Source organism: Streptomyces sp. NPDC088810, from assembly GCF_044750305.1.
In the GTDB taxonomy this organism is placed as follows: domain Bacteria; phylum Actinomycetota; class Actinomycetes; order Streptomycetales; family Streptomycetaceae; genus Streptomyces.
The window spans coordinates 49,086-75,093 of sequence record NZ_JBIVJQ010000003.1; the positions used below are offsets into that span (position 1 = coordinate 49,086).

General features: G+C 73.2%; 20 protein-coding genes and 1 pseudogene. 11 read left to right on the forward strand and 10 right to left on the reverse strand.

Annotated elements, in window-relative coordinates:
• Positions 1-103 precede the first annotated feature (103 nt).
• Positions 104-616, forward strand: coding sequence for a hypothetical protein (locus ACIP4Y_RS11045; protein WP_401390817.1), 513 nt, complete (start codon positions 104-106; stop codon positions 614-616).
• A 202-nt stretch (positions 617-818) separates the two neighbouring features.
• On the forward strand, positions 819-1,730 hold the full coding sequence (locus ACIP4Y_RS11050; RefSeq protein ID WP_401390819.1) for a Gfo/Idh/MocA family protein: 912 nt from the start codon (positions 819-821) through the stop codon (positions 1,728-1,730).
• Here the strand turns inward: ACIP4Y_RS11050 and lnt are convergent.
• A complete protein-coding gene (lnt, locus tag ACIP4Y_RS11055; protein WP_401390822.1) occupies positions 1,648-3,222 on the reverse strand; it encodes an apolipoprotein N-acyltransferase in 1,575 nt (524 codons plus the stop codon). The genes ACIP4Y_RS11050 and lnt overlap by 83 nt on opposite strands.
• 135 nt (positions 3,223-3,357) lie before the next feature.
• Positions 3,358-3,834, reverse strand: a complete 477-nt coding sequence (locus tag ACIP4Y_RS11060; protein WP_401390825.1) for a nuclear transport factor 2 family protein — start codon at positions 3,832-3,834, stop codon at positions 3,358-3,360.
• Positions 3,835-3,887: 53 nt separating this feature from the next.
• Between ACIP4Y_RS11060 and ACIP4Y_RS11065 the strand changes: the two are divergent.
• A pseudogene (locus tag ACIP4Y_RS11065) lies at positions 3,888-4,094 on the forward strand (DUF4291 family protein); the annotation flags it as partial.
• 53 nt (positions 4,095-4,147) lie between these two features.
• Here the strand turns inward: ACIP4Y_RS11065 and ACIP4Y_RS11070 are convergent.
• Positions 4,148-6,208 (reverse strand): restriction endonuclease, encoded by a 2,061-nt coding sequence (locus ACIP4Y_RS11070; protein WP_401390828.1) that lies wholly within the window; start codon positions 6,206-6,208, stop codon positions 4,148-4,150.
• Positions 6,209-6,656: 448 nt separating this feature from the next.
• Here ACIP4Y_RS11070 and ACIP4Y_RS11075 point away from each other — a divergent pair, with 448 nt between their 5' ends.
• Positions 6,657-6,905, forward strand: a complete 249-nt coding sequence (locus ACIP4Y_RS11075; RefSeq protein WP_401390831.1) for a hypothetical protein — start codon at positions 6,657-6,659, stop codon at positions 6,903-6,905.
• A gap of 66 nt (positions 6,906-6,971) precedes the next feature.
• On the opposite strand, the gene ACIP4Y_RS11080 is transcribed toward ACIP4Y_RS11075, so the two are convergent.
• Positions 6,972-7,433 (reverse strand): hypothetical protein, encoded by a 462-nt coding sequence (locus ACIP4Y_RS11080; protein ID WP_401390834.1) that lies wholly within the window; start codon positions 7,431-7,433, stop codon positions 6,972-6,974.
• A gap of 39 nt (positions 7,434-7,472) precedes the next feature.
• Between ACIP4Y_RS11080 and ACIP4Y_RS11085 the strand changes: the two genes are divergently transcribed.
• Positions 7,473-7,976: a DUF4291 domain-containing protein gene (locus ACIP4Y_RS11085; RefSeq protein WP_401392479.1), complete on the forward strand. Its 504-nt coding sequence runs from the start codon at positions 7,473-7,475 to the stop codon at positions 7,974-7,976.
• A gap of 56 nt (positions 7,977-8,032) precedes the next feature.
• On the opposite strand, the gene ACIP4Y_RS11090 is transcribed toward ACIP4Y_RS11085, so the two are convergent.
• From ACIP4Y_RS11090 to ACIP4Y_RS11100, 3 genes are all read right to left on the reverse strand, one after another.
• Entirely contained in the window at positions 8,033-8,212 is a 180-nt protein-coding gene (locus ACIP4Y_RS11090; protein WP_401390837.1) for a hypothetical protein, read from the reverse strand.
• A gap of 192 nt (positions 8,213-8,404) precedes the next feature.
• Positions 8,405-9,280 carry an undecaprenyl-diphosphate phosphatase gene (locus tag ACIP4Y_RS11095; RefSeq protein WP_358647383.1) on the reverse strand — a complete coding sequence of 292 codons (876 nt, stop codon included), beginning with the start codon at positions 9,278-9,280 and terminating at the stop codon, positions 8,405-8,407.
• A gap of 139 nt (positions 9,281-9,419) precedes the next feature.
• On the reverse strand, positions 9,420-9,890 hold the full coding sequence (locus tag ACIP4Y_RS11100; RefSeq protein ID WP_358647381.1) for a helix-turn-helix domain-containing protein: 471 nt from the start codon (positions 9,888-9,890) through the stop codon (positions 9,420-9,422).
• Between the two features lie 107 nt (positions 9,891-9,997).
• On the opposite strand from ACIP4Y_RS11100, the gene ACIP4Y_RS11105 reads away from it, so the two are divergent.
• Positions 9,998-11,167, forward strand: coding sequence for a thiolase family protein (locus ACIP4Y_RS11105; protein WP_401390841.1), 1,170 nt, complete (start codon positions 9,998-10,000; stop codon positions 11,165-11,167).
• A gap of 117 nt (positions 11,168-11,284) precedes the next feature.
• Here the strand turns inward: ACIP4Y_RS11105 and ACIP4Y_RS11110 are convergent, their stop codons facing one another.
• Together ACIP4Y_RS11110 and ACIP4Y_RS11115 are read right to left on the reverse strand one after the other, a co-directional pair.
• Positions 11,285-11,593: a hypothetical protein gene (locus ACIP4Y_RS11110; RefSeq protein ID WP_401390844.1), complete on the reverse strand. Its 309-nt coding sequence runs from the start codon at positions 11,591-11,593 to the stop codon at positions 11,285-11,287.
• 168 nt (positions 11,594-11,761) lie between these two features.
• Complete coding sequence (locus ACIP4Y_RS11115; RefSeq protein WP_401390847.1) at positions 11,762-12,466, reverse strand: TVP38/TMEM64 family protein; 705 nt, start codon at positions 12,464-12,466, stop codon at positions 11,762-11,764.
• Between the two features lie 304 nt (positions 12,467-12,770).
• On the opposite strand from ACIP4Y_RS11115, the gene tuf reads away from it, so the two are divergent.
• Both tuf and ACIP4Y_RS11125 read left to right on the forward strand, forming a co-directional pair.
• Positions 12,771-13,940, forward strand: coding sequence for an elongation factor Tu (gene tuf, locus ACIP4Y_RS11120; RefSeq protein ID WP_401390850.1), 1,170 nt, complete (start codon positions 12,771-12,773; stop codon positions 13,938-13,940).
• A gap of 85 nt (positions 13,941-14,025) precedes the next feature.
• Complete coding sequence (locus ACIP4Y_RS11125; RefSeq protein ID WP_358647371.1) at positions 14,026-14,871, forward strand: fused MFS/spermidine synthase; 846 nt, start codon at positions 14,026-14,028, stop codon at positions 14,869-14,871.
• Between the two features lie 47 nt (positions 14,872-14,918).
• Here the strand turns inward: ACIP4Y_RS11125 and ACIP4Y_RS11130 are convergent, their stop codons facing one another.
• Complete coding sequence (locus ACIP4Y_RS11130) at positions 14,919-15,962, reverse strand: hypothetical protein (RefSeq protein ID WP_401390853.1); 1,044 nt, start codon at positions 15,960-15,962, stop codon at positions 14,919-14,921.
• A gap of 53 nt (positions 15,963-16,015) precedes the next feature.
• Between ACIP4Y_RS11130 and ACIP4Y_RS11135 the strand changes: the two genes are divergently transcribed.
• The 3 genes from ACIP4Y_RS11135 (at position 16,016) to ACIP4Y_RS11145 (ending at position 26,008) form a co-directional block, all read left to right on the forward strand.
• Complete coding sequence (locus ACIP4Y_RS11135; protein ID WP_401392482.1) at positions 16,016-16,486, forward strand: DUF4442 domain-containing protein; 471 nt, start codon at positions 16,016-16,018, stop codon at positions 16,484-16,486.
• Positions 16,487-16,862: 376 nt separating this feature from the next.
• Positions 16,863-18,731: an RICIN domain-containing protein gene (locus ACIP4Y_RS11140; RefSeq protein ID WP_401390856.1), complete on the forward strand. Its 1,869-nt coding sequence runs from the start codon at positions 16,863-16,865 to the stop codon at positions 18,729-18,731.
• A 437-nt stretch (positions 18,732-19,168) separates the two neighbouring features.
• A complete protein-coding gene (locus ACIP4Y_RS11145; protein ID WP_401390859.1) occupies positions 19,169-26,008 on the forward strand; it encodes an SDR family oxidoreductase in 6,840 nt (2,279 codons plus the stop codon).

Consider the following 26,008-nt stretch of genomic DNA (forward strand, 5'->3'; position numbering starts at 1 on the left):
CACAACGGACCCGCAGTTGCCCACCGGCCCCGCCTGGCATGGAATCCTCGCGGCGCCGGTTAGCGTCAGGACCGGAACCATTGCCGACGACCCGGAGGCACCCGTGGCGGAGCGACAGGAACAGGCGGCGCCGGACGCCGTGCTGACGCGGATCGGGCAGGTCGTGATGCTGCACCACGGTGGTGACCGCGAGGAGGCCCGCAGCCGCTTCCTGGGCCTGTGGGCGGAGATCGGCGAGGAGGGCGACCCGCTGCACCGCTGCACCCTGGCCCACTACCTGGCCGACACCCAGGACGACCCGGCGGACGAACTCGCCTGGGACCTGCGGGCGCTGTCGGCGGCGGAGGAGCTGGCCGACGGCCGGGCGGGCGGCGACCCGTCGAGCGTCCAGGGCTTCCTCCCCTCGCTCCACCTCAACCTGGCGGCCGACTACGTCAAGCTGGGCCGCGCCGAGGCCGCCCGCAGCCATCTGCGCCGGGCCCGCAGCGCCGCGGGGGTCCTCGCGGACGACGGCTACGGCGCGGGGGTGCGGTCGGCGATCAGCCGGCTGGCGTCGCGGTTGGGGGAGGCCGGCGGTCCGGGGGGCGAGGGCTGGACACCGCCGCGCCAGAGGTAGCGCTCCGCTGGTCCGGCCGGGTTCCGCTCCGTGGGGTGCCGGGGGTGTCGTCGGGCGGCTGCGGCGTCGTTGTGGTTGCCCGCGCCCACCCGGCCCAGCCGCATGTCGATACAGCCCCGCGCCCCTTCCGGGGGCGTCGGTGACCATGGACCCCCGTATGCTTCCGGCAGGTAACACGCAGGCAAGCCGTGGAGGAGCGCACGTGAAGGTCGGCTGCATCGGACTCGGGGACATCGCGCAGAAGGCCTACCTGCCGGTGCTCGGCACGCAGCCGGACATCGACCTGCACCTGCAGACCCGCACGCCCGCCACCCTGGACCGGGTCGGCGACTTCCTGCACCTGCCCCGGGAGCAGCGGCACACCACCCTGGACTCGCTGCTCGCCGCCGGCCTCGACGCGGCCTTCGTGCACGCGCCGACCGCCGTCCACCCCGAGATCGTCGCCCGGCTGCTGGAGGCCGGCGTGCCGACCTACGTGGACAAGCCGCTGGCCTACCGGCTCGCCGACTCCGAGCGGCTGGTCGCCCTGGCCGAGCGGCGGGGCGTCTCGCTGTTCGTCGGCTTCAACCGCCGGTACGCCCCCGGGTACACCCAGTGCCGGGACCACCCGCGCGAGCTGATCCTCCTGCAGAAGAACCGGATCGGACTGCCCGAGGAACCCCGCTCGATGGTCCTGGACGACTTCATCCACGTCGTCGACACCCTGCGGTTCCTGGCGCCCGGCCCGGTCGACGACGTGACGGTGCGTGCCCGCGTCGAGGACGGGCTGGTCGAGCACGTCGTGCTCCAGCTCGGCGGGGACGGCTTCACCGCGATCGGGCTGATGAACCGGCTCAGCGGCTCGACCGAGGAGATCCTGGAGGTGTCCGGCCAGGACACCAAGCGCCAGGTGGTCAACCTCGCCGAGGTGATCGACCACAAGGGGCAGCCGACCGTGCGCCGGCGCGGCGACTGGGTGCCGGTGGCGCGGCAGCGCGGCATCGAGCAGGCGGTCCTCGCGTTCCTGGACGCCGTACGGGCCGGGAAGGTGCTCAGCGCCCGGGACGCGCTGGCGACTCATGAACTGTGCGAGAGGGTGGTCCGAGCGGTTCAGGACCGCTACGGCGCAGCCTGAGCGCCCGCACCCCCTCCGTCACGCCCAGCGCCGCCAGCACCAGCAGCGCGCCGTGCACGGGCCAGTCGCCGTAGCGGACGTACGGCGTGATGCCGTGCGCGAGCGGCACGTCGTACACGCGCGCGGCGCTCGCCTCGATGCCGAGCCACGGACCGAGGCGCTGCCCGTCCGGACCGTACACCGCCGAGACGCCCGTGAGCGTGGCGTGCACCATCGGGCGGCCGGTCTCGGCGGCGCGCAGCGCGGCCAGCGAAGCGTGCTGCTCCGGCGCCCAGCTGCGCTGGAAGGACGAGGTGGACGACTGGCCGAGGAGGACGTGTGCGCCGTCCTCGGCGAGATGCCGGCTCATGTCCGGGAACGCGGTCTCGAAGCAGATCAGCGGGCCGACCCGCAGCCCGTGCCCGACGTTCATCACGGTCTGCGCGGTGCCGCGCTGCCGGTCCTCGCCCGCGGCCCGGCCCACCGAGGTGGCCCAGCCGAGCAGCGAACGGGCCGGTATGTACTCGCCGAACGGCACCAGCCGCATCTTGTCGTACCGGTCGCCGGTCAGGCCGTGCGGGCCGACCAGCACCGAACTCTTGTAGATGCCGGGCCGGTCGGAGCGGCGGGCGTCCACGTTCACCAGCAGGTCGGCGCCGGTCTCGCGGGACAGGGCGGCCAGCCGCCGGGCCAGGTCGGGACGGTCGTCCAGGTCGAAGCCGACGCTGGACTCGCCCCACACCACCAGGTCGACACCCTGCCCGGCGAGCCGCCGGGTCAGCTGCTCCTCCCGGGCGAACCGCTTGTCGCCGCTGCCCTGCCCGGCCACGATGCCCGGCTGGACCACGGCGATCCGCACCTGTCCGTCGGCATCGGGCCGCGGCGCCCACGCCCACGCGGCCGAGGTCGCGGCGGCCGTGGCGACCAGCGAGGCCACGGCCGGCACCCGCGACTCGCGCACGGCCAGCAGCATGGCCACCGCCACGTTGACGGCCACCACCAGGAAGCTGAGCAGCCACACCCCGCCGACCGAGGCCAGCCGCAGCGCCGGGCTCACCTGCCACTGGCTGGCGCCCAGCATGCCCCACGGCCCGCCGAGGCCCTGCCAGGACCGGACCAGCTCGACCGCCAGCCAGGCCGACGGCAGCACCAGCAGCGCGGCGGCACCGCGGCCCGGCGTCGGCACCCCGCCCAGGAGCCGGCGCACCAGTCGGCCCCAGGGCATCCAGAGCAGGCCCAGCAGCGCGGCGATCAGGAAGATGAACACGTGCAGGCTCGGCAGCAGCCAGTGGTGGACGGCCACCAGGAAGCCGATGCCGCCCCACCAGCCGTCGTAGCCGGCCCGCCGTCCGGTCGGCGCGGAGCGGGCCAGCAGGATCCACGGCACCAGGGCGACGTACGCGAACCACCACAGGGACGGGGCCGGGAACGCGAGCACGGGAAGGGCACCGGCGAGGGCGGCGGCGGCCGAGCGGCGCCACGGGGAGGCCAGCCAGCGGTTGATCATCCTCATAAGGACCCTCCCTACCCACCGATGGCTCCAGTGTGCGTGGTGAGTGTGCGGCGGTGCGCGTTGCGGCTCGGGCGGGGGCGGTCGTCCGGCGGATACGGGCCGTGAAAGGTGCTGGTCGCGCGGGTCCCGCGGCCCCTAGGGCGTGCGCCCCCGGGGACCGCCGCCCCTGCGCCACTTCTCGTGTACGACGACCTCGCTCAGGCGCCAGCCGTCCGGTGTGCGCAGGACCCCGAAGTCGTACCGGCCGCCGCACACCAGGTCCGGCGCGGCGGAGTCGTCCGCGTCGGTGAGGCGCAGCGGGTTGACGTAGTCGGCGCGGACGCGGGCGGTGTCGCCGGTGTCGTGCTCCAGGGCGCCGAAGCGCACCTGCCGGTTGACGATCAGGTGCTGGCGCATGGCGAACAGGGCCAGGCTCTCGGCGAGCCAGGCGGCGACCCGGTCCGCGTCGCCCTCGATGCCGCCCGCCGAGCGGTAGTCGGCGCGTCCGTCCGCCGTGAACAGGTCTCGGTAGCCCCTCCAGTCGCCGTCGTCCACTGCCACCGCGTACGCGGTCACCAGGTCGTCCACGGCCAGTCGGTCCCTCACGGTCGCGAACTCCGTACGCTGCGTCATCGGCCCAGTCTTGGGCACGGCGGGCGCGGATCCAAGTGCCGTGCGCGGTGAATATTCGGTGGTGCGGGGCCCGTGGGGCGGCCGAGTCTGTCCCCGTGCACGAGAAAACGACCATCACCGAGCCCACGTTCCGCATCCGCGCCCGGCACACGGAGACCACCGTCACCGTGTACCAGGCCTACCGCCCGCAGATCGGCCGCCCGGCCGCCCGCACCGGACGGTTCCCGTCCGACTGGAAGCGGGACCGGATGACCTGGATCATCAAGCCGCGTTCACAGCCCTCAACCAGTGCAGCAGCGGGACCCAAAGGGGGCTACTCCACCTCGATGCCGAAATCCTGAACTAGCTCCTCCAGGCCGCCCGTGTAGCCCTTGCCGCCCAGGACGAAGTCCCAGTCTCCGTTCGACCTTCGGCGGAAGGATCCGAGTACCAAGGCGGTTTCGCGCGGCCGGCCGTCGGAGACTTCAAGCTGTCCGAGCTCAGCCAGCCCCGGGTCGAGCAGGCGGATGGAGGCGTTTGTGAAGCCGGAGAGGTCGGCGTCCGGGTTGACCTCTGGGTCGATGGCCGCCACGAGCACGAACCGGTCGGCCTCATCGGGCAACCCGTCGAAGGAGACGCAGATCGCGGCCTTGTCAGGTGCAGTGGCGGGGAGAGCCCGCACTGAGCCGTCCGGCGTCTGCGGGTTGTTGAAGAAGACGAAGTGATCGTCACTGAGGACCCGGTTGCCACGGCAGACGAGAGCGCACACGTCCAAGGCGACGCCTCCGGTCCACGACATGCCCAGAACGTTGTAATCCTCTGGTAGCCGAGTGCCCGGCACCGAGGGCGTCGGCTGTGCCGGGATTTGCCGACCGCCGTCACCAAGCCGCCCACGCAGCCCATGACGATGCAGCAGGTCGACGAGTTCGGGGCCCGAGATGAGTTCCAGCGGCTTGCCGTTGGCGAAGGTGTGTGAGCCGGGGCCGAACCCTGACGTCGTCACGAGGACGCCCTTGTTGGCGCCGACGTCCTGCACGGTTCCGTACAAGTCGCGCACAGCGGTGGGCGGCACCGTGCTGCGGTAGCGCTTCACCTGCACGACGATCTTGCCGCCTCGGATGGGCGTGGGATCCAGTGCGTCGACGTCCACACCGCCATCGTTGGAACGCTGGGTGGTCACCGCCTGCATCCCCATGGCCCGGAAGAGATCGGCAACGAGATTCTCGAAGGCTATCGGGTCCATGGCGAACAGGTCCGGTTCCTCGTCGCTTCCATGGGCGACGATGCGGTTCCCGACATCCTGCGGCCGCCTGCTCGGCCGTACTGGTGTGAGTTGGTCCGGTCGAGCCGAGAGCTGACCACGCAGTGCGTCAGCCAGGCAACTGCCTGCGTCCACCTGCGCCAGGTGTAAGTCACGGAACGAAGAGCGCGAGGCCATGACGGTCGCAAGGAAGATATGGCCCGGTCGGCCCGTCGTAGGGTCATGCCCATCGACGAACCCGTTCAGGGTCACTGACTCAAGCGCACCCAGCTCATCTGCGGCGAACAGTTCGTGCAGAACGAGGAGCATGCACTGCGCGAGAACCTCCCTGTACAGCGCACGGCGCTGGCCTACTGGGCGAGGGGTCTCCTTGTCCTGGTCGACCCCGGACATGTATCGAACGGCCTTGACCTCCGGCACGATGCTGTAAGGGGGCAGTTCCCAATCCAGCACCAACTGTCGGGCCGCCGGGTCGTAGGCTGCTGCCACCTGGCGCGGGAAACCCTCCGGCCATGCCGTCGAGGCGTAGAGAGCAGCTGTGAAGTACTCGACCACGGAATCGGGATCTTGACGCCTTACGCCATCGGTTATCGCAACAACGCCGGCGTTGTGTCGCCGTACATCAGCCAGCTGAGTATCGGCCCACTGCTGGTACTCCCGTTGGTAGGCCGCCAGCTGTTGCTGTCGGTGTGCCTCTGCGGCTTGGGCAGCCTGCCAGTCCCGCTCGAAGCGTGCTCGTGCTTCCGCCTGTGCCTGTGCTCGGCGACTCGCAGTCCAGCCGCTCTGCGTTTGGTAGTGACTGAAATCCGGCATGGGCACCGGCTGCGCCAATGGTCCTGGAGCGAAGGGCTGGACCTCTTCGGGTCGGAGGAGAGAGGCAGCCCTGAAGGGCGGAGCCTGGCAACCCGAGGCAAGAAGACCCTGCAACGACGCAACCTGCGCGTCCAGCTCCTCCGTGCGTCGTAGAGCCTCTGCCTGTCGATACTCGCGGTGGCTCTGGGCAGCTCGCCGCTGGTACGCCCGCGCTTGCTGTTCTTGCTGTCTCCGCCGTCTGGCTTCGGCCTCCAGTTGACGCTGCTGCTGCCGTTGCATTTCAGCCCAGACGCCGACAAAACCAGTAGAGCGACGACTCATGTGCTGCAGGTCCTCCCCAAGGCGCTTTGGTTGTCCCCACAACCAGTTGTAACTAGACGACTGTAGCCAGCAATCACCGTCTCGCATATCCACGTGCCAAAGGAAGCACCGTCGGTCCATCTCCGCAGGTCAAGGTGACTGGAGGGTAACCAGGACGATGCCAGGCCGCAGGACTTAAACGGTCGCTTACCCATCGCTGGACGCCCTGTGTGCGGCGGTTGCAGAAAGGACTGTGAACGCGGATTGACAGGGATCACCAAGGCGCGTTCACAGTTCCATCCGTGGCCGTAAGATCCTCTTCTGGTGGTCGACACGGCTTGTGGGGGCGAAATTGGAGAGACCGGACGACCGCATCGCATCCGTCCTGCGCTTCGCTGCGGAACTTGTCGCCTGGGTGGCCACTCCCTGGGTCCTGTCCAGGTATTCATGGCTGCTTGCCGTCTTGGCGGTGGTGGTGCTGATCGGCCTCCCGACCGTCTTCTCCACTCCGGGAGACAAGGCGCAGGTGATCATCCCTGTCTCGGGTATGGTCACGATCCTGCTTGTGCTGCTCCAGCTCGCTGCTGCCGCGATCGCCGCATGGTTGGCATGGCCCATCTATGCGGCAATCCTCGTGTCTCTCCTCGTGGCCGCCACCCTCGTTACGGAACGTCACCGTTGGCAGTGGCTACTCTCCACGGACCGGCACACCGGCTGAGCCGCGGAGGGGTGGCATCGGAGTGCGTTCGCTCCCCGGGCATACCCGCCACTTCCCTGCCTCGCCCTATCCTTCGGTGAAGTAGGTATACGGCGCCACCGAGACTCCTTCGGAGACCGCACGTTCGTCGTCCTCGCCCGCCTCCAGTTCGAGGTCACGCGCCCACAACGAGTGCATGGACCACACGGAGAAGCCGGCGTGGAAGTCGTGGCCGATGTCTGAGGGCGTGCTCGAGTGCCCCAGGGCGTGGAGGTCTGCGACGACGTCATCCAGAAAGCGATAGGTCAGCTGAACCCCTTCGTAGTGCGCTTCGGTATCGCCGCCTTCGCCGCTGTAGCCGATCTCCACGAGTTCGACCGTCTCGTCAGCCGCGTAGGTGATCACCAGCGTGGGGGAGGCGGAGTAGACGGCGCGCTGTCCGCCCGGGCCGTGATACGGAGACCCGACGCGCTCCTCGACCTGTGAGCGCGGATCGCCGATTCTGACGAGGGCCACGCCTTGTCCTGGAATGATCTCCACGTTGACCATCCTGCCAGCCAGGACAACCACGCGGGAGTCCGCGGAGAGATCAGAACGCCGCCGCTCCGTCCAGCAAAGGTCTGTGAACGCGGCTTGACGTGGATCAAGCCGTCCTTCCTGTGGATGATGTACCGCTGCGGCTGGGGCACCAAGGAGGGGCAGGAGACCGTCCTCGCCGTCGACATCAGCCGCGAGGGCTTCGAGTGGGCCCTGCGCCACGCCTGCCTGTCCCACTACGTGCCCGCCCTGCACCCGGACCAGGCCGCCTGGAAGCGGGAGTTGGCGCGCAGCCCGGCGCGCGTCCAGTGGGACCCGGAGCGGGACCTGCACCTGAACCCGCTGCCGCACCGGTCCCTGCAGCTCGGCCTCGCCGGGGAGGCGGCGGCGCGGTACGCCGACGAGTGGATCGTCGGCATCGAGGACGTCACCCCGCTGGCCACGGAGATCCACGCGCTGGTGCGGGCGGGCGAACGGGAGCGGGCGAGCGCGCTGTTGCCGGTGGAGCCGCCGTATCCGGCGGCCGACGAGGTGCTCGCGCACGTGCGGGCGTGAGCGGTACGGCGGGGTGCCCGCGGGGATGTGGCGGGACGCTTGCGGGACGGCCGGGGTCAGGCCGCCTCGATGACCCGTGCGCGGATCGCCTCGGCCCACTCGATCACCAACAGTTCGTACTCCGCGCGCTCCTGTGCCGACAGGGTGCCGCCCGCACGCAGCCACAGCGCCCGGATCTGCTCGTTCACCTCGGCGGCAGACCGCACGGAACCAGGGGACGGGGATTCGGGGGACATGCGGAACAGCCTAGGCGCAAGCACTGACGGTGCGCTACCGCATGGCTACGCAGACGGTATGGGGTTGGTCACCGGCGCCGCCCGGTCATCCGTCCGTAGCGGCAAACTGCCGTGCGGTCCTTGGAAGTTGCCCAGGTCATAGGCGGGCCGCCGGGGCGCGGAAGATGTCCGAAACCGGGAGGGTGGGCGGCCCTAGCCCGCCGACTCCGCCGCGTGCGGGCTGAGCACGCCCGCGCCGACCAGGGCGATGATCACGATGCCGAGGGCGAGGCGGTACCAGACGAACGGCATGAAGCTCTTGTTGGAGATCCACTTCATGAACCACGCGATGACCGCGTATCCCGAGGCGAACGCGATCACCGTCGCGAACAGGGTCGGCGGCCAGTCCACATGGCCCTCGCCCAGCGAGTCCTTCACCTCGAAGGCGCCGGAGGCGAGGACGGCCGGGATGGCGAGCAGGAACGAGTAGCGGGCCGCGGCCTCGCGCCTGTACCCCATGAACAGGCCGCCGCTGATCGTCGCGCCGGAGCGGGAGACGCCCGGGATGAGGGCGCAGGCCTGGCAGAGGCCGAAGACCAGGCCGTCCTTGACGCCGAGGTTCTCCAGCGTCTTGCGCTGCTTGGGCGCCCGGTGCCGGCCGCCGGTCTCGTCGCGGGCCGCCAACCGGTCGGCGATGCCGATGACCAGGCCGACGACGATGAGCATGGTGGCGGTGACCCGCAGATCGCGGAACGGCCCCTCGATCTGGTCCTTCAGCGTCACGCCCAGCACCCCGATCGGGATGGAGCCGACGATCACCAGCCAGCCCATCTGCGCGTCGTGGTTGTGCCGCATCGTCCTGTCGAACAGCGAGCGGAACCACGACGAGATGATCCGGCCGATGTCCTTGCGGAAGTAGATGAGCACCGCGGTCTCCGTGCCGATCTGCGTGATCGCCGTGAAGGCCGCGCCCGGGTCCTTCCAGCCCGAGAACGCCGCGGTCAGCCGCAGGTGCGCACTGGAGGAGACGGGCAGGAACTCGGTCAGCCCCTGGACGAGTCCGAGGACGAGGGATTCAAACCAAGACATGAAGGTATGGCGTCCAAGCGCTGTTCGGAGAAGAGGTGATCATGTGACGGACGAAGCGTAGCGGGCCCCGCCGGCAGTGCGGCACCAGGGGCCGGGCGGCCGGCGGGCGGCCGTCGGGTTGGTGCGGGCGGGGCCCCGGTTACGCGGCCGTCGGTCCGGTCAGGCTCCAGCCCGGGGCCTGGGGACGGGCCGTCAGGTCCTCGTGGCGCACGGGGTCGCCGCAGGCCTGGCAGGTGACCACCGGCACCAGTTCGTGGCCGCAGGCGTGCTCGACGGCCATCGGCAGGTCGGCGCCCTTGCGGAGGTGGCGGTCGCCCCACTCCTTGAGGGTCATCAGGACCGGCTCCAGCTCCAGGCCCGCCTGCGTGGGCCGGTACTCGAAGCGCTGCGGGCGCTCGCTGTAGGGGCGCTTGGTGAGGATGCCGGCCTCCACGAGCCGGCGCAGCCGGGCGGACAGGATGTCGCGCGGGGCGCCGGTGTTGCGCACGAGCTGGTCGAAGCGGCCGTTGCCCAGGCACACCTCGCGCAGGACGAGCAGCGAGTACTTCTCCCCGACCACCGCGAGGGTGTCGGCGATGGAGCAGGGGCGCGGGTCCTTCGTGGCGGCCATGCGACTCAGTCTAGAGGAGGGTTTGATTTTCCAACTCACAGAGCTATGGTGAGTTCGGATTTCCTACTCACTGGTAGCCCTTCCGATCACCGCTGGAGGCCCGTCCCATGCGAGACGCAGTCATCGTCGAAGCCGTACGCACCCCGATCGGCAAGGGCAAGCCGAACGGCTCCCTCGCCCACGTCCACCCCGTACAGCTCCTCGCGCACACCCTGCGCACCCTGGTCGAGCGCTCCGGCGTCGACCCGGCGCTGATCGACGACGTGATCGGCGGCACCGTCGACCAGGTCGGCGAGCAGGCCATGAACACCACCCGGTACGCCGTCCTCGCCGCCGGCCTGCCCGAGTCGGTCCCGGCGACCACCGTCGACCGCCAGTGCGGCTCCTCCCAGCAGGCGGTGCACTTCGCCGCGCAGGGCGTGATCTCGGGCGCGTACGACCTCGTGGTGGCCTGCGGGGTGGAGTCGATGAGCCGGGTGCCGATGTGGTCCAACGTGCCCGAAGGCAAGGACCCGTTCGGGCCCGGCGTCGCCGAGCGCTACCCGGAGGGCCTGGTCCCGCAGGGGATCAGCGCCGAACTCATCGCCGCCAAGTGGTCCCTCACGCGCGCGCGGATGGACGAGTTCGCCGTCTCCTCGCACCGCAAGGCCGCCGCCGCGTGGCGCAGCGGGCTCTTCGACGCCGAGGTAGCGCCGCTCGACGGCGTCGCCCGCGACGAGTGCGTCCGCCCGGACACCACCCCGGAGATCCTCGCCGGCCTCAAGGCCGCCTACCACGACCCCGGCTTCGCCGAGCGCTTCCCGCAGATCGAGTGGAACGTCACCGCGGGCAACGCCAGCCCCGTCAACGACGGCGCCTCCGCCGTCCTCATCACCTCCAGCGACACCGCGGCCCGGCTCGGCCTGCGCCCGCTGGCCCGCCTGCACAGCTTCGCCGTGACCGGCTCCGACCCGCTGCTGATGCTCACCGGGGTGATCCCGGCGACGGAAAAGGTGCTGCGCCGGGCCGGCCTGGAACTGGGCGACATCGACCTGTTCGAGGTCAACGAGGCCTTCTCCAGCGTGGTCCTCGCCTGGCAGCAGGAGACCGGCGCCGACCTCGCCAAGGTCAACGTGCACGGCGGCGCGATCGCCCTCGGCCACCCGCTCGGCGCGAGCGGCACCCGGCTGACCACGACCCTGGTCCACGCCATGCGCGAACACGGTGCCCGCTACGCCCTCCAGACCATGTGCGAAGCGGGCGGACTGGCCAACGCGATGATCCTGGAAGGCGTCTGACCGGGCGGGTGCGCCGCCTGCAGCGACGTCGCCGACGACGCCACCCCTCGTACCGAGTCGGTCGACCGGGTCGGCGGTGCCCTCGCTGCGCCGTGGTTCACCGCGGCCGTCGGACGGTCACCGGGCCATGGCTCGTCCGGCGGCGGCTACCAGGTCGCCGGTCGCCGTGATGGCGGCCTCGCGGCGGTCGGCCAGTGCGGTGTGGTCGGGGGCGTCGCGCAGGTCGAACGCGGCCAGGGCGGCCCTGCGGGCCGGTTCGGTGAGGGAGGGGCCGAGGACCGAGACCGCGACCAAGGGGGCGGTCACGGCGGAGCGGGTGGCGTGCGACGCGGCCCGCGCCGCCTCGACGGCCTCCGCGCTCGCGCCGTTCAGCCGCAGGTCCTCGCGGTGCCACAGGGCACGCCGGTGGTCGCCCAGGGCCGCCACCAGTTAGCCCAGCGCCACCCGCAGCGCCTCTGCCCTCCGCTCGGCGCGGGCGGTCCGCTCACGCCGGGACTGGAGCAGCGCGGTGAACGCCCCGCCGAGCAGCGTGCCGGCCACGGCGATGACGCTGGACCACCTCGCAAGTCCTCCTCGACGGACGGGCGCGTCGGCTCACCGGCCGCGCAGCTGGTGGCGTTTGCGCCAGGCCACCACGGTGCCCGCCAGCGCCGGTACGGCGATGCAGGCCATGGCGACCAGGAAGGCGGGGGAGGTCGGTGCCGAGGCGCGGGCGCCGGCGACCGCGTAGGCGGCCGTGTTCGGGATCGAGCCGAGCCCCGTCGCCAGCAGGAACGGCAGCCAGCCCATGCGGGAGACGGACGCGCAGTAGTTCGCCGCCCAGAACGGCACGCCCGGGAAGAGCCGGACGGCCAGCATGGAGCGGAACCCGTGCCGGCTCAGCTGCCCGTCGGCCGCCTTCAGCCAGCGGCCCCGCAGCAGCGGGCGCAGCGCGTCCTGCCCGAGCATCCGGCCCAGACCGAACGCGACCCCGGCACCGAGCACCGTGCCCGCGAGCGCCGTCGCCAGCCCCAGCTGGGAGCCGAACAGCGCGCCCGCGGCCAGGTTCAGCAAGGGGCGCGGTACGAACGCCACCGTGCACAGGCCGTACGCCGCCGCGAACACGACCGCCGCCGCGGCCCCGCCGAGCTGCGGCGGCAAGCCGTGCGTCAGCAGCCGCTGCGGCTCGAACAGCAGCACACAGACGGCGGCGCCCGCGAGCAGCGCGAGCAGCAGGGACAGGCGGGCGTAGGGGGACAGGAGGGTGGCGGCGGCCCGGGGAGAGGCCGTGGCGGTGCCAGAGCGGTTGGCATCGAGCATCCGGTGACCCTAACCGACGATCCCGTGTGAGCGCCGTGAGCCCGCACTCACCCGCCCCGAAAACCATTCGACGCCGGACGGACCGTCGGCAATGATCGACCCCATGTTCCGGTACGCCTTCCTCCTCGCAGCATCCGCCGTCGCGGATGCGCCGAAGGCTGCCGTCCTCATCCTCGTGGCCGCTGTCGACGGCGCCCGAAGCTGACCCTCTCCGGATCGTCCGGCGGACCCCGCAGGGGGAGGGTCGGCGAGTCCCCGGGGTCCCGCATCCTTCGTCACGCCCGAGAGGCTTCGAGGTACAGCCATGTCCAAAACGGCCTACGTGCGCACCAAGCCGCACCTGAACATCGGCACCATGGGTCACGTCGACCACGGCAAGACGACCCTGACCGCCGCCATCACCAAGGTCCTCGCCGAGCGCGGCACCGGCACCTTCGTGCCGTTCGACCGCATCGACCGCGCCCCGGAGGAGGCCGCCCGCGGCATCACCATCAACATCGCCCACGTCGAGTACGAGACCGACACCCGGCACTACGCCCACGTCGACATGCCGGGCCACGCCGACTACGTCAAGAACATGGTCACCGGCGCCGCCCAGCTCGACGGGGCCATCCTCGTCGTCTCCGCGCTCGACGGGATCATGCCGCAGACCGCCGAACACGTGCTGCTCGCCCGGCAGGTGGGCGTCGACCACATCGTGGTCGCGCTGAACAAGGCCGACGCCGGGGACGAGGAGCTGACCGACCTGGTCGAGCTGGAGGTCCGCGACCTGCTCTCCTCCCAGGGCTACCCGGGCGACGCCGTACCCGTCGTACGGGTGTCCGGGCTGAGGGCCCTGGAGGGCGACCCGCGCTGGACGGCGTCCGTGGAGGCGCTGCTCGACGCCGTGGACACGTACGTGCCGATGCCGGAGCGGTACCTCGACGCGCCGTTCCTGCTGCCCGTCGAGAACGTGCTCACCATCACCGGGCGGGGGACCGTCGTGACCGGTGCGGTCGAGAGAGGAGTGGTCCGGGTCGGCGACCGGGTCGACGTGCTCGGCGCGGACGTCCAGACCGTGGTGACCGGCCTCGAGACCTTCGGCAAGCCGATGGAGGAGGCGCAGGCCGGGGACAACGTGGCGCTGCTGCTGCGGGGCGTGCCCCGGGACGCCGTACGGCGCGGGCACGTGGTTGCGGCGCCGGCGAGTGTGGTGCCGAGCCGCCGCTTCACCGCGCGGGTGTACGTGCTGTCCGGGCGTGAGGGGGGTCGTACGACGCCGGTCTCCACCGGTTATCGGCCGCAGTTCTACATCCGGACGGCGGACGTCGTCGGGGACGTGGACCTCGGCGAGGTCGCGGTCGCCCGGCCCGGGGAGACGGTGGAGATGACCGTCGAGCTGGGGCGGGAGGTGCCGCTGGAGCCGGGGCTCGGGTTCGCCGTCCGTGAGGGCGGGCGCACGGTGGGAGCGGGAACGGTGACCACGGTGGAGTGAGAACGAGGTGCGTGGGGGACCGCGGGGCCGTCCTGGCCGGCCGCGCGGTTCCCCGCACCCTTCCCTCGCGCGTCACAATGAACGGGTGACCGAGCAGATACCCGTTTCCCGCACCACCGACCACGGCACCGCCAAGCTGATGCCCGATGTCGACCGGGAGCGGGCCTGGCTGCTCACCGTCGACGGGGCGCCGCAGTCGTACGTCGATCTCGACGACCCGGCGTACCTGGAGTTCGAGTACGCCCGGCGGCTGGGGTTCGTTCTGGACGCCGTCTGCGCGGAGGGCGCGCCGCTGGACGTGGTGCACCTCGGCGGGGGTGCGCTGACGCTGCCCCGCTATGTGGCCGCCACCCGGCCCGGGTCCCGGCAGGACGTGGTCGAGGCCGACCGGGGGCTGCTGGAACTGGTCACCGAGCAGTTGCCGCTGCCGGAGGGCTCGGGTGTCGCACTGCACGCGGCCGACGCCCGGGCCTGGCTGGAGGAGGCGCCGGACGACCACGCCGATGTGCTGGTCGCCGACGTGTTCGGCGGGTCCCGGGTGCCGGCGCACCTGACCACGCTGCCCTACGTCCGCCAGGCCGAGCGGGTGCTGCGGCCCGGCGGGGTCTATGTCGCGAACCTCGCGGACGCGGCGCCGTTCGGCTTCCTCCGCTCCCAACTGGCCAATCTGGCCGCCGTGTTCGAGGAGACGGCGCTGATCGCCGAGCCGGCGGTGCTGCGCGGGCGGCGGTTCGGCAACGCGGTGGTCGTGGCCTCGCACCGGCCGCTGGACGTCGCCGCGGTCGCCCGCCGGGCCGCGGCGGACGCCTTTCCGGCGCGGGTCGAACACGGCCCGGCGGTACGCGGGTTCATCGGCTCGGCCCGGCCGGTCGAGGACACCGAAGCGGTGCCCTCACCCGAACCCCCCGACGGGGCGTTCGGCATCGGCTGACACCGCCGGGCCGGCCGGTCCTGCCCGCCGCCCGGTGCCGGGTCCGGTCAGTCCACGATCGGGTCGCCGTGCAGGCGCACCGTGGTGAGGATCTTGTCGATCGTCGCGTCGGACAGTTCGTCCTTGACGCCCTTGGCGCCGTAGAGCGTCCAGGAGACGAAGCTGCCCGTGGAGTTCTTGAAGGCGAACGTGACGGCCTTGCCGTCGGTGTCGCACTTGTTCTTCTTCGGCACGCCGACGACGTACGACGTCGCGACGCTGCCCTTGACGCCCGAGGTCGTCGTGAAGGGCTTGGCCTTGCCGATCCGCAGGTACTTCTTGGCGGCCTCCGACTGGTCGGTGTACCCGCCGAACGCGAAGGTGGCCGAGTCGCCGCGGGCGATGCTCGCGGTGTCCTTGGCACCGTTCTCGCCCTTCGTGCCGCTGCCCGCGAGCGCGTGCGACGCCTTGTAGCCGTTGTCGTCGGAGGTGCAGTACTCCGGCTTCAGGAACGTGGCGCCGGAGAAGCCGATGTACGCCGAGCCGTCGCCCTTCTGCTCGTCCTGGAAGAAGGAGAAGGTGCCGGGCCGCTCCACCTCCCAGTCGGCCGGTACCTCGAAGGCGGTGCCGTACTTGGGGTTGACCACGACCTTCCAGCCGGGGACCGTCGGCTTCTCCGACTCGCCGGAGCGCGGGTTGTCCGTCGCGGTCGAGGTGGGCGAGGCGGGCGAGGAGCCGGTCGGCGACGGGCTCGTGCTCTGTCCGCCCTTGCCGTTGTGCGCCTCGTCGTCCTTCGAGCCGCCCAGCACCAGATAGCCGGTCACGGCGGCGGTGACCACGACGGCCGTGGCCGCGATGATCGCGATCAGCTTGGTACGGCCGCCGCCGCCCTGCGGGGGCTCGGGCACCGGCGCCGTCGGGGGCTGCCCCCACTGCTGCTGTCCGTGCGGGCCGGGCTGCCCCTGCTGCCCGTACGAGCCGGCCTGCGGGTACTGCTGGTATCCGGGCTGCTGGTACGGGTTCGGCTGCTGATAGCCCGGCTGCTGGTACGGGTTGTGCTGGTCGTGCTGCGGGTTCTGCGCGCCCCCTGGCGGCTGCTGATCTGGCCACATGGCCCGTAACCCTAGTGGGCCTCACTGGCCAGCCTTCGCTACTCGTGAGTAACATGACGGGCATGAGCGCAGACCAGATGTCGATCGGCGAGATGCTCGCCGCCACCGTGCCCATGGCCCGGACGCTGAACCTCGAGTTCCTGGAGACCACGCCCGACAAGGCCGTGGTGTCCCTGCCGGACCAGGGCGCGTACCACAACCACGTGGGCGGCCCGCACGCCGGTGCGATGTTCACCCTCGGGGAGTCGGCCAGCGGCGCCATCGTGCTGGCCGCCTTCGGGGACCAGCTCTCGCGCGCCGTACCGCTCGCCGTGCGGGCCGAGATCGCCTACAAGAAGCTGGCGATGGGGGCCGTCACCGCGACCGCCACGCTGGGCCGCCCGGCCGCCGAGGTCGTCGCCGAACTGGACGCGGGGCAGCGCCCCGAGTTCCCCGTGTCGATCGAGATCCGGCGCGCGGACGGCGCCGTCACCGGCGAGATGAGCGTCCTGTGGACCCTCCGGCCGACCGACCAGGGGAAGTGAGCCGCAGGACCACGGTCACCGTGCAGGCCGGAGCAGCGCCGTACCGCGGGCTGCTCCGGCCGACGTGCGTGAGCGTGCCGGAAGGCGGAGATTTCGTCTGCCATCCGGCTTTTGCGGGACGGCAGTTGACCGCTGTTCAGCCCGCCCCCAGAGGATACCCGCGGTAACCATTGGGTAATTCCCCGCCTTTGCCGCCGGGGGCATTCCCGCTTCTTGTTTCCGGTGAGCAGCGTGTGTCAAGGTGAGCCTCCCCACGGGAGGGCAAAGGCAGACGTCGACGTCGAGGCCGGCCCTTTAGGTATGCACCAATCAGGCACTGCTTTCCGACAGGACCCCCTTGCGCATGCGGTCCTGCGGCTGGAAAGGAAATGGTTCCGTGCAGTCCCCTTACCCCCCACGCCCGCCCCACCCGCCCCTGCCCGGCACGACCGGGGAGCCCGACCGCGCTCTCCTCGCCCGGCTGAGCGGCCCGGACGACGGCCGTCATCACGCCGTCGCGCTGCTGCTCGCCCGGCACTGGCGGGCCACCCGCGACTACGCCGTGGTCTGCCTGGCCGCCGCCGGGCCCACCGCCCAGCTGGTGGCCACCGCGGCCTTCCACCACGTGCTCGGCCGCATGCCGAGCGGGGTGACCGGCGGCGCCCTGCGCCCCCATCTGCTCGTCGCCGTCCGGGACATCGTCCGCGCCTGGGCCGCGGACGACGTCGCCTGCATCGCCCTGTCGGAATTGCGCAAAACCACCGGCGGCCGCGGGCTGCGCGCCACAAAGCCCGGCCCGCCGGAAAGCAGGCAGCTCGCCGCCCGCGCATTCCGGGCCCTTCCCGGCGCCGCGCAATGCCTTCTCTGGCACACCGAGGTCGAAGCCGAACCCATAAACATACCCGCTGGTCTGCTGGGCATCGACCCGGCCGACGCCACGACCGCCCTGGAGCAGGCCCGCGAGCAATTCCGCGCCGGTTGCGTACGCGCCCACCGCGAACTCGCACCCACCCAGGAATGCCGCTTCTACAACCGGCTCCTCGACGTCCCCATCCGCCGCGGCGGCACCCTGCTGCCGGACGTGCGCCGGCATCTGACGGTCTGCCGCCACTGCCGGCACGCCGCCGAACAGCTCGGCCACTTCGACGGAGCCCTGCCTCTGCTGCTCGCCGAGACCGTGCTCGGCTGGGGCGCCCGGCGCTACCTCGACTCGCGGCCCGGCCGCGGCGCCCCCGAGGAGTGGCCGCCTCCGCCCCCGCAGGCGCCGCCGGCCGCCCCGCCGGTCTCCGGCGGCCGGCACCGCACCGGACCGGAGAACCGCCACCGCAAGGCCCTCGCCCTCGGCGTCGTCGGACTCACCTCCCTGGCCCTGCTCGCCACCGTCCTCGTGGTCCGCGGCTGGTCCGATGACAACGCTGTCCCCGGCCCGGCCGCCACCTGGGGCGCCCCCGCCGGCGGCACTCCGCGGCCGAGCGGCACCGGCGCACGGCCCGCCCCCTCGCCCGCCACCGCCTCGGTCGGCGAACCCGCCGAGCCGGCCCACGGCACCCTGCGCGGCCTGGCCTCCGGGCGCTGCCTGGCGGTGCGCGGCGAGCGGGTCGAGGCGGGCGCCGGTGTCCGGCTCGCCCTGTGCACGGCAGCCCCCGCGCAGCAGTGGTCGTACCAGGACGACGGCCTGCTGCGCAGCGCCGCCGACCCCACCCTGTGCCTCGCCGCCGACCCCGGTACGAAGAGCGTCACGCTGGCCGGCTGCGTCGTGCCCGCCGGGGAGGTGTCGTACGACTTCACGGTGCGCGGCGAGATCCTGCCGCGCTGGCACCACGGTCTGGCCCTCGCAGCCGGATCCGGCCGTTCCGGCACCCGGGTCGAGGTGGCGGAACGCGACGGTTCGGCCCGGCAGCGGTGGGTGCTGGAGCCGGCGGCGGCCGGCGGCCGGCCGCGTTCCGACGCGGTACCGGACACACCCGCCGGGCATGGCCGGTCCGGCGCCGGGCGGCCCGGGCCGTCGACGGGCGGGGCCGGGCGCTCTGCCGGGCGTGAGCGGGAGGACGGCGGCGCCTCGCGCGGCAGACCGGGGCCGACGGGGGAGCGGGACGAGCCCCGGGTCGCGCACATCCGCGCCGCGGAGGCGGAGCGACCGGCCGCCGGAGCCGGGGCCGTACAGAAGGCGGAGGACCTCGTGGCTCCGGTCGTCGACACGCTGACGGAGCCGGTCGCCGGGGACGGCGGTGTCGTGGCGGGGGCCGTGCGGGCGGTGCTCGGCTGACCTGGGGACGGGGGCGCCCGGCACGGGGTGCCCCCGCACGTACGGCGCCCCCGCGCCCCTTGTCCGTTTCCCGTCGGTTCGGTTCGAGCCACCGGGCCGACGTCATTCGGAATCTACAGAAGGCGACCGGATGTCGGGTCGCGCGGCGCGGGGATGAGCGCGCGGCGGGGTGGGCGGACGGTTTGCCGGGCTTGTGCCGGTGCCGCGTACGCGACCGGCCGGTCCCGCGCCCGTGCCCGTGCAGGGAATCGGCTGGATTTGGCGCCGCTTGCGGGGAATTCGGCGCGCTGGCCGGATCGGCGCCCCCGTACACGCAAAGGCTGCGCCGTTATTGACCCGCGAGTAAGGACCTCGCTAGTTTCCGTTGCCCTCGCACCAGAGTGTCTCGCCGCGCGTACCCCCCACCGTGCTGTCCCCGCCGATCGTGCCGGAGCATCATGACCTCCCCTGTGCGTGCCCACGACCTGATCCTGTGCCTCACCCCGTTCGGAGAACCCGACGCCGCCCTCGCCGCCGCCGCCACCGCGGCCGGCGCGCTCGGTGTCCTGGACCTGGGTACCGGTGACCGAAGAGCCCGCGAGCAGCTGTCCCGGCTGAGACGGGCCGCGCCGGGCCCCTTCGGCATACGGGTGACCGGGCGCTGCGCCCTCACCCCCACGGACCTCGGCGGTGCCGTCGACACCGTGGTCCTGACCCCGGACGCACCCTGGACGGCAGCCGACCTACCCACCGACACCCGGGTGTTGGCGGAGGTGACCGACCTCGGGCAGGCTCGTGCCGCCGTCCGTGCGGGCGCCCTGGGGCTGATCGCCCGGGGCTGCGAGAGCGGCGGCCGGGTCGGCGAGCTGAGCACGTTCGTCCTCCTGCAACAGCTGCTGGCGGAAGAGGAGTTGACCGGCCTGTCGGTCTGGGCCTGCGGGGGCATCGGCCCGCGCACGGCCGCGGCCGCCGTGGCCGGCGGCGCGGCCGGTGTCGTCCTCGACAGCCAACTGGCCCTGCTCGCCGAGTCGGAGCTGCCCGAGGCGGTCCGGGCGGTACTGCGGTCCCTGGACGGCTCGGAGACCGTACTGCTCGGCGGACACCGGGTGCTGCGGCGCCGCGGCCCCGGCGCGCCGCAGCCGCCCGCCGACGACCCTCAAGCGGTCGCCTCCCTGCTCGGCGCCCGCGAGCCGCACGGCCGGCTGCTCCCGGTGGGCCAGGACGGCTGCCTCGCCGTCCGGTTCGCCGAGCGGTGGCGCGATGTGCGCGGGGTCGTGCGCGGACTGTCGGCGGCGATGCACGAGGTCATCGGGGCCGGGGCGCCACCGGCGGGTACGGCCCTGCGGCCCGGGTCGGCCATGAGCCGGGCGCTCGGCACCCGGCTGCCGGTCGCCCAGGGGCCCATGACACGGGTCAGCGACCAGGCCGGATTCGCCGCCGCCGTGGCCGAGGACGGAGCGCTGCCGTTCCTCGCGCTGGCCCTGGCCGACGGCGCCCGGACCCGGGACCTGCTCACCGGGGCGCGGGCCGTGCTCGACGGCCGGCCCTGGGGCGTGGGCGTGCTCGGTTTCGCGCCCGAGGACATCCGCGCCGCCCAGCTGGACGCCGTACGCGAGCTGCGGCCCACGCACGCGATCATCGCGGGCGGCCGGCCCGCCCAGGCCGAGGCGCTGGAGCGGGCCGGGATCCGTACCTTCCTGCACGTGCCCTCGCCGGGGCTGCTGCGCCAGTTCCTCGACGCGGGCGCGCGCAGGTTCGTGTTCGAGGGGTCCGAGTGCGGCGGGCACGTCGGCCCCCGGGCGTCCTTTCCGCTCTGGGAGGCCCAACTCGCCGTCCTGGCGGACTTCCTGGCGGAGGCCGGGGAGCAGCCGGCACGGCTGGAGCTGTTCTTCGCGGGCGGTGTCCACGACGCGCGGTCGGCGGCCATGGTCGCCGCGCTGGCCGCCCCGCTCACCGCCCGGGGCGCCGCCGTCGGCGTCCTCATGGGCACCGCCTACCTGTTCACCGAGGAGGCCGTCACCCACGGGGCCGTCCGGCCGCTGTTCCAGCGCCAGGTCCTCGCCGCCACCGGGACCGCCCTGCTGGAGACCGCGCCCGGGCACGCGACCCGCTGCGTGCCCAGCCCGTTCACCCGCGACTACCGCGACCGGGAGGCCGCGTTACGGGCCGAAGGCCTGCCCGACCGGGAGGTGTGGGAACAGCTGGAGCGGCTCAACGTCGGCCGGCTGCGCCTCGCCAGCAAGGGCCTGACCCGCGCCGACGACGGCGAGTTGCAGGACGCCGGCGAGGAACGCCAGCTGACCGACGGGCTGTTCATGGCGGGCCAGGTCGCCGTCCTGCGCTCGGCACCCACCACCGTGGCGGCCCTCCACCACGCGGTGACCGACGGCGCGGCCGACTTCCTGACCGCACGGGCCGTACAGGCCGCGCAGGACGACCGGGTGACACCGGCCGCGCAGGCCCGAGCCACGCTCCCCGGCGCCCGCGCCACCCCCGAACCCCCGCCGCCCCCACCGCTCGACATCGCGATCGTCGGCATGGCGTGCATGTTCCCGCAGGCCCCCGACCTCGCCGCCTTCTGGGCGAACATCGTCACCGGACGCGACGCCGTCACCGAGGTCCCGCCCGGCCGCTGGGACCCCGCCGTGCACCACACCGCCGGCCACACGGCGTCCCGATGGGGCGGCTTCCTGCCACCCGTCCCCTTCGACCCGCTGCGCTACGGCATCCCGCCCGCCTCCCTCGGCAGCATCGAACCCGTCCAGCTGCTGTCCCTGGAGGCGGCCCGCAGAGCACTGGACGATGCCGGATACGGTGACCAGGGGCGGGAGTTCGACCGCTCCCGCACCTCCGTCGTCTTCGGCGCCGAGGCCGGCAGCGACCTGTCCAACGCCGTCACCCTGCGCGCCGTCCTGCCGTCGTACTACGGCAAGGTCCCCGACGCCCTGGACGACCAGCTGCCCCGGCTCACCGAGGACTCCTTCCCCGGCATGCTCGCCAACGTCATCTCCGGCCGGATCGCCAACCGCCTCGACCTCGGCGGCGCCAACTACACCGTCGACGCCGCCTGCGCCTCCTCGCTCGCCGCGCTGGACGTCGCCTGCAAGGAACTCGTCTGCGGCACCAGCGACCTCGTGCTGTGCGGCGGCGCCGACCTGCACAACGGCATCAACGACTACGTCCTGTTCTCTTCCGTCCACGCGCTCTCGCCGACCGGCCGGTCCCGCGCGTTCGACGCCTCCGCCGACGGCATCGCCCTCGGCGAGGGCGTGGCCTGCGTGGTCCTCAAGCGGCTCGCGGACGCCGAACGCGACGGCGACCGGATCTACGGCGTGGTCAAGGGCCTCGGCTCCGCCAGCGACGGCCGCTCCCTCGGCCTGACCGCGCCCCGCCCCGAAGGCCAGCGGGCCGCGCTCCAGCGGGCGTACCGCAACGCCGGTGTCCCGCCCGCCGCGGTCGGGCTGGTGGAGGCGCACGGCACCGGGACCGTCGTCGGCGACCGCACCGAACTCACCGTGCTGGGCGAGGTGTTCGCCGAGGCAGGTGCGGCGACCGGCGGCTGTGCGCTCGGCTCGGTCAAGTCGCAGATCGGGCACACCAAGTGCGCCGCCGGACTCGCCGGGCTGATCAAGGCCACCCTGGCGCTGTACACCGGCGTCAAGCCGCCCACCCTGCACCTGGAGCGGCCCAACCCGGCCTGGGACGAGGACGACAGCCCGTTCGTCTTCCACACCCGCGCCCGGCCCTGGGCGGCACCGGCCGCCGAACGCCTCGCCGGGGTCAGCGCGTTCGGCTTCGGCGGCACCAACTTCCATGCCGTACTGGCCGCGTACGCGGACGCACCGCCGCCCCGGCAGGCCCTGGACGCCTGGCCCGCCGAGCTGTTCCTCTTCCGCGGCCGGGACATGCCGGCGGCCCGCCGGGACGCCGAGGAACTCCTCCGGGCCGCCGAGTCCGACGGCAGCCCCTGGCGGCTGCGCGACCTCGCCCTCGCCGCGGCCCGCCGCGCCGACACCTCCCACGAGCCGGTCCAGGCGGCGTTCGTGGCCCGCGACACCGGGGAACTGGTCGCGCACCTGCGGCGCGTGCTGTCCGGTGAGCCGGGCACGGGGACACACCTGTCGGACCCGGCCGCCGGCCAGGTCGCCTTCCTCTTCCCCGGCCAGGGCAGCCAGCGCACCGGCATGCTCGCCGAGCTGCTGATCGCCCTGCCCGAACTGCGGCACTACCTGCACCTCGGCCGCGCCCACGCCGACCGCCTCTTCCCGCCGGCCGCCTTCGACGACACCGCCCGTGACCGCCACCGGGCCGCGCTCACCGACACCCGGACGGCACAGCCCGCCCTCGGCATCACCGGCCTCGCCGCCCACGCCTTCCTCACCTCGGCCGGCGTCCACCCGGACCTCGCCGCCGGGCACAGCTACGGCGAGCTGGCCGCCCTCGCCGCGGCCGGCGCCCTCGACCCGGAGACCCTGCTGGAGCTGAGCGCCGAGCGGGCCGGAGCGATCCTGGCGGCGGCCGGCGACGAGCCCGGCACCATGGCCGCCGTGGGCGCCCCCGCCGACACCGTCGTCCGCGCCCTGCACACGGCCGGGGCACCCGGGTCGGTCGTCGTCGCGAACGTCAACTCGCCCGAGCAGACCGTGATCTCCGGACCCACGGCGGACGTCGACACCGCCGTACGGGCGCTGCGCGCCAGCGGGCTCGGCGCCCGCCGCATCCCGGTGGCCTGCGCCTTCCACAGCCCGCTGGTGGCGGCCGCGGGGGAGCGGTTCGCCAAGGTGCTCGGGGACAAGCCGGTCCGCGCCCCCGAGTTCCCCGTCTGGGCCAACCGCACCGCCACGCCGTACCCGCCGGACCCCGACGCCGTGCGCGCCGGGCTCGCCGCCCAGATCGGCGCCCCGGTGGCCTTCGCCGCGCAGATCGAGGCGATGTACGAGGCAGGTGCGCGGATCTTCGTCGAGGCGGGCCCGGGCACGGTCCTCACCCGGCTCGTCGGCCAGATCCTCGGCGACCGCCCGCACCGCACGGTCGCCTGCGAACCCCGGGCCGACAGCGGCCTGGCCGGCTGGCTCGACGCCCTCGCCCGGCTCGCCGTCGCCGGGCAGCCAGTGCGCACCGCCTGGCTCTTCCGGGGCCGGGACGCCGTCGACGCGCTGCGCACCCCGGCGCCGAAGCGGCCCGGCTGGACGGTCGACGGACACCTCGTCCGTACGGCCGGCGGAGCCCTCCTGCCCGGTGCCCTCGCGCCGGCCCGACGCGTCGTGGAGACGACTGTGACGACCGACCAGCCGAACGGCGCCCCCGCCGACCGGGACGCGCTCATCTCCGACTTCCTGCGCACCAGCCGGGAGATGATCGCCGCCCAGCGGGACGTGCTGCTCACCTACTTCGGCGCCACGGCACCGGTGCCCGCCCGGCCGGTGCCGCCCGCGCCGGCCCCGGAGCCGGCGGAGACCGTGCGGCAACCGCCCGTCCCGGCGCGGCCGGCCGGTGACCCCGAGCCCGCTCAGCCGGACGACGTCGAGCGGGTCGTACGGGAGATCATCAGCGAACGCACCGGCTACCCCGTCGACATGATCGAGCCCGACCTGGACCTGGAAGCCGACCTCAGCATCGACTCGATCAAGCGCGCCGAGATCGCCGGCGAACTCGCCCGGCGTCTGGGCATCGCGGGCGGCGCGGAACTCCTGGACGACACCGAACTGGAGGAGCTGGCCAAGGCACGCACGGCGGCGGCCGTCACGGCGTGGCTGACCGCACGGACGGGATCGGTTACCGGTGCCGATCAAGTGCCGGCCCCGGTAACGGAGTCGGACGCGGCCGTCGGCGTCGCCCCCCGGCGCTGCGAGCTGCGGCCGGTCCCGCTGCCCGACCCGGACCCCGCCACCGACCTGTCCGGCAAGCGGTTCGTCCTCCTCGGCGGCACCGGAGCCGCGGCGGCCGAGGTCGCCGCGCGGCTCGCCGCGTGCGGCGCCGACACCGTGCTCCTCGACGGCGACCACCTCCTCGGCGCGGCCGACGGCCCGGTCCACGGCATCCTGTACCTGGGCGCACTGCCCGGCCCGGACCAACCGGTGCTGCCGGACGCCTTCCCGGTGCTCCGGGCGGCGCTGGCGTGCGCGCCCCGCGTGCTGCTGGCGGTGCGCGCCGCCGACGGCGCCGGAGCGCTGCGGTCGGCGGGACTGGACGGCCTCATGCGCAGCGTGGGCCGCGAGTACCCGGACCTGCTGGCACGGGTGCTGGCGGTGGGCGACACCGGCCCGGCGGCCGTCGCCGACGCGGTGCTCGCCGAGCTGGGCGCTCCGGACCCGGCCCCCGTCGTGCTGCGCACCACCCCGGGACACCGCCGGGGTCTGGACCTGGTGGCCGCGCCGCTCGGCCCGCTCGGCAGCACCGGCGCCGGACCCGCCGCTGACGGTGCCGCCGAGGCCGCCGCGCTCGGGCTCGACCGGGACTCCGTGGTCCTGCTCGTCGGCGGGGCCCGGGGCATCACGGCGCGGTTCGCGGCCACCCTGGCCGCCGCCTGCCGGTGCCGGATCGAGCTGCTCGGCCGCACACCCGCACCCACCGGACCCGAACCCCCGCACACCGCCGCCGCCCGCACCCCCGTGGAGCTGCGGGCCGCACTCGCCGCCGGCCCCGGCGCCCCGAGACCCGACGAGATCAACCGGACCGCCGGACTGATCCTCGCCCAGCGGGAGATCACCACCACGCTCACCGAACTCACCGCCCTCGGCAGCCCGGCCCGCTACCGCTCGGTGGACTTCCGCGAACGGGACGCCGTCCTGCAGGCCGTCAAGGAGATCCACGCCGAACACGGCCGGCTCGACGGTGCCGTCTTCGCCGCCGGGGTCATCGAGGACCGGCTCATCGCCGAGAAGACCCCCGAGTCCTTCCAGCGGGTCTACGGCACCAAGACGGCCGGAGCCGGCGCGCTGTTCGCCGCGCTGGACGAGCTGCCCGCCGCACCGGCGTTCACCGTGCTGTTCGGCAGCATCGCCGCCGTCCTCGGCAACCGGGGCCAGGCCGACTACGCCGCCGCGAACGACGCCCTGGAGACGCTCGGCGCCGACTGGGCCGCCCGCACCGGCCGACGGGCACTGACCGTCCACTGGGGACCCTGGGCGCCGGCCGCCGGCCACCCCGGCATGGTCGGCGCGGAACTCGGCCGCTCCTACGCCCGGCGCGGGGTCGCGCTGATCGACCCGGACGAGGGCACCGCGGCCCTGCTCCGCGAACTCGCCTGGGGCGACCCGGCGGCCCGTGCCGTCGTCTACACCGCGTCGGGCTGGTGA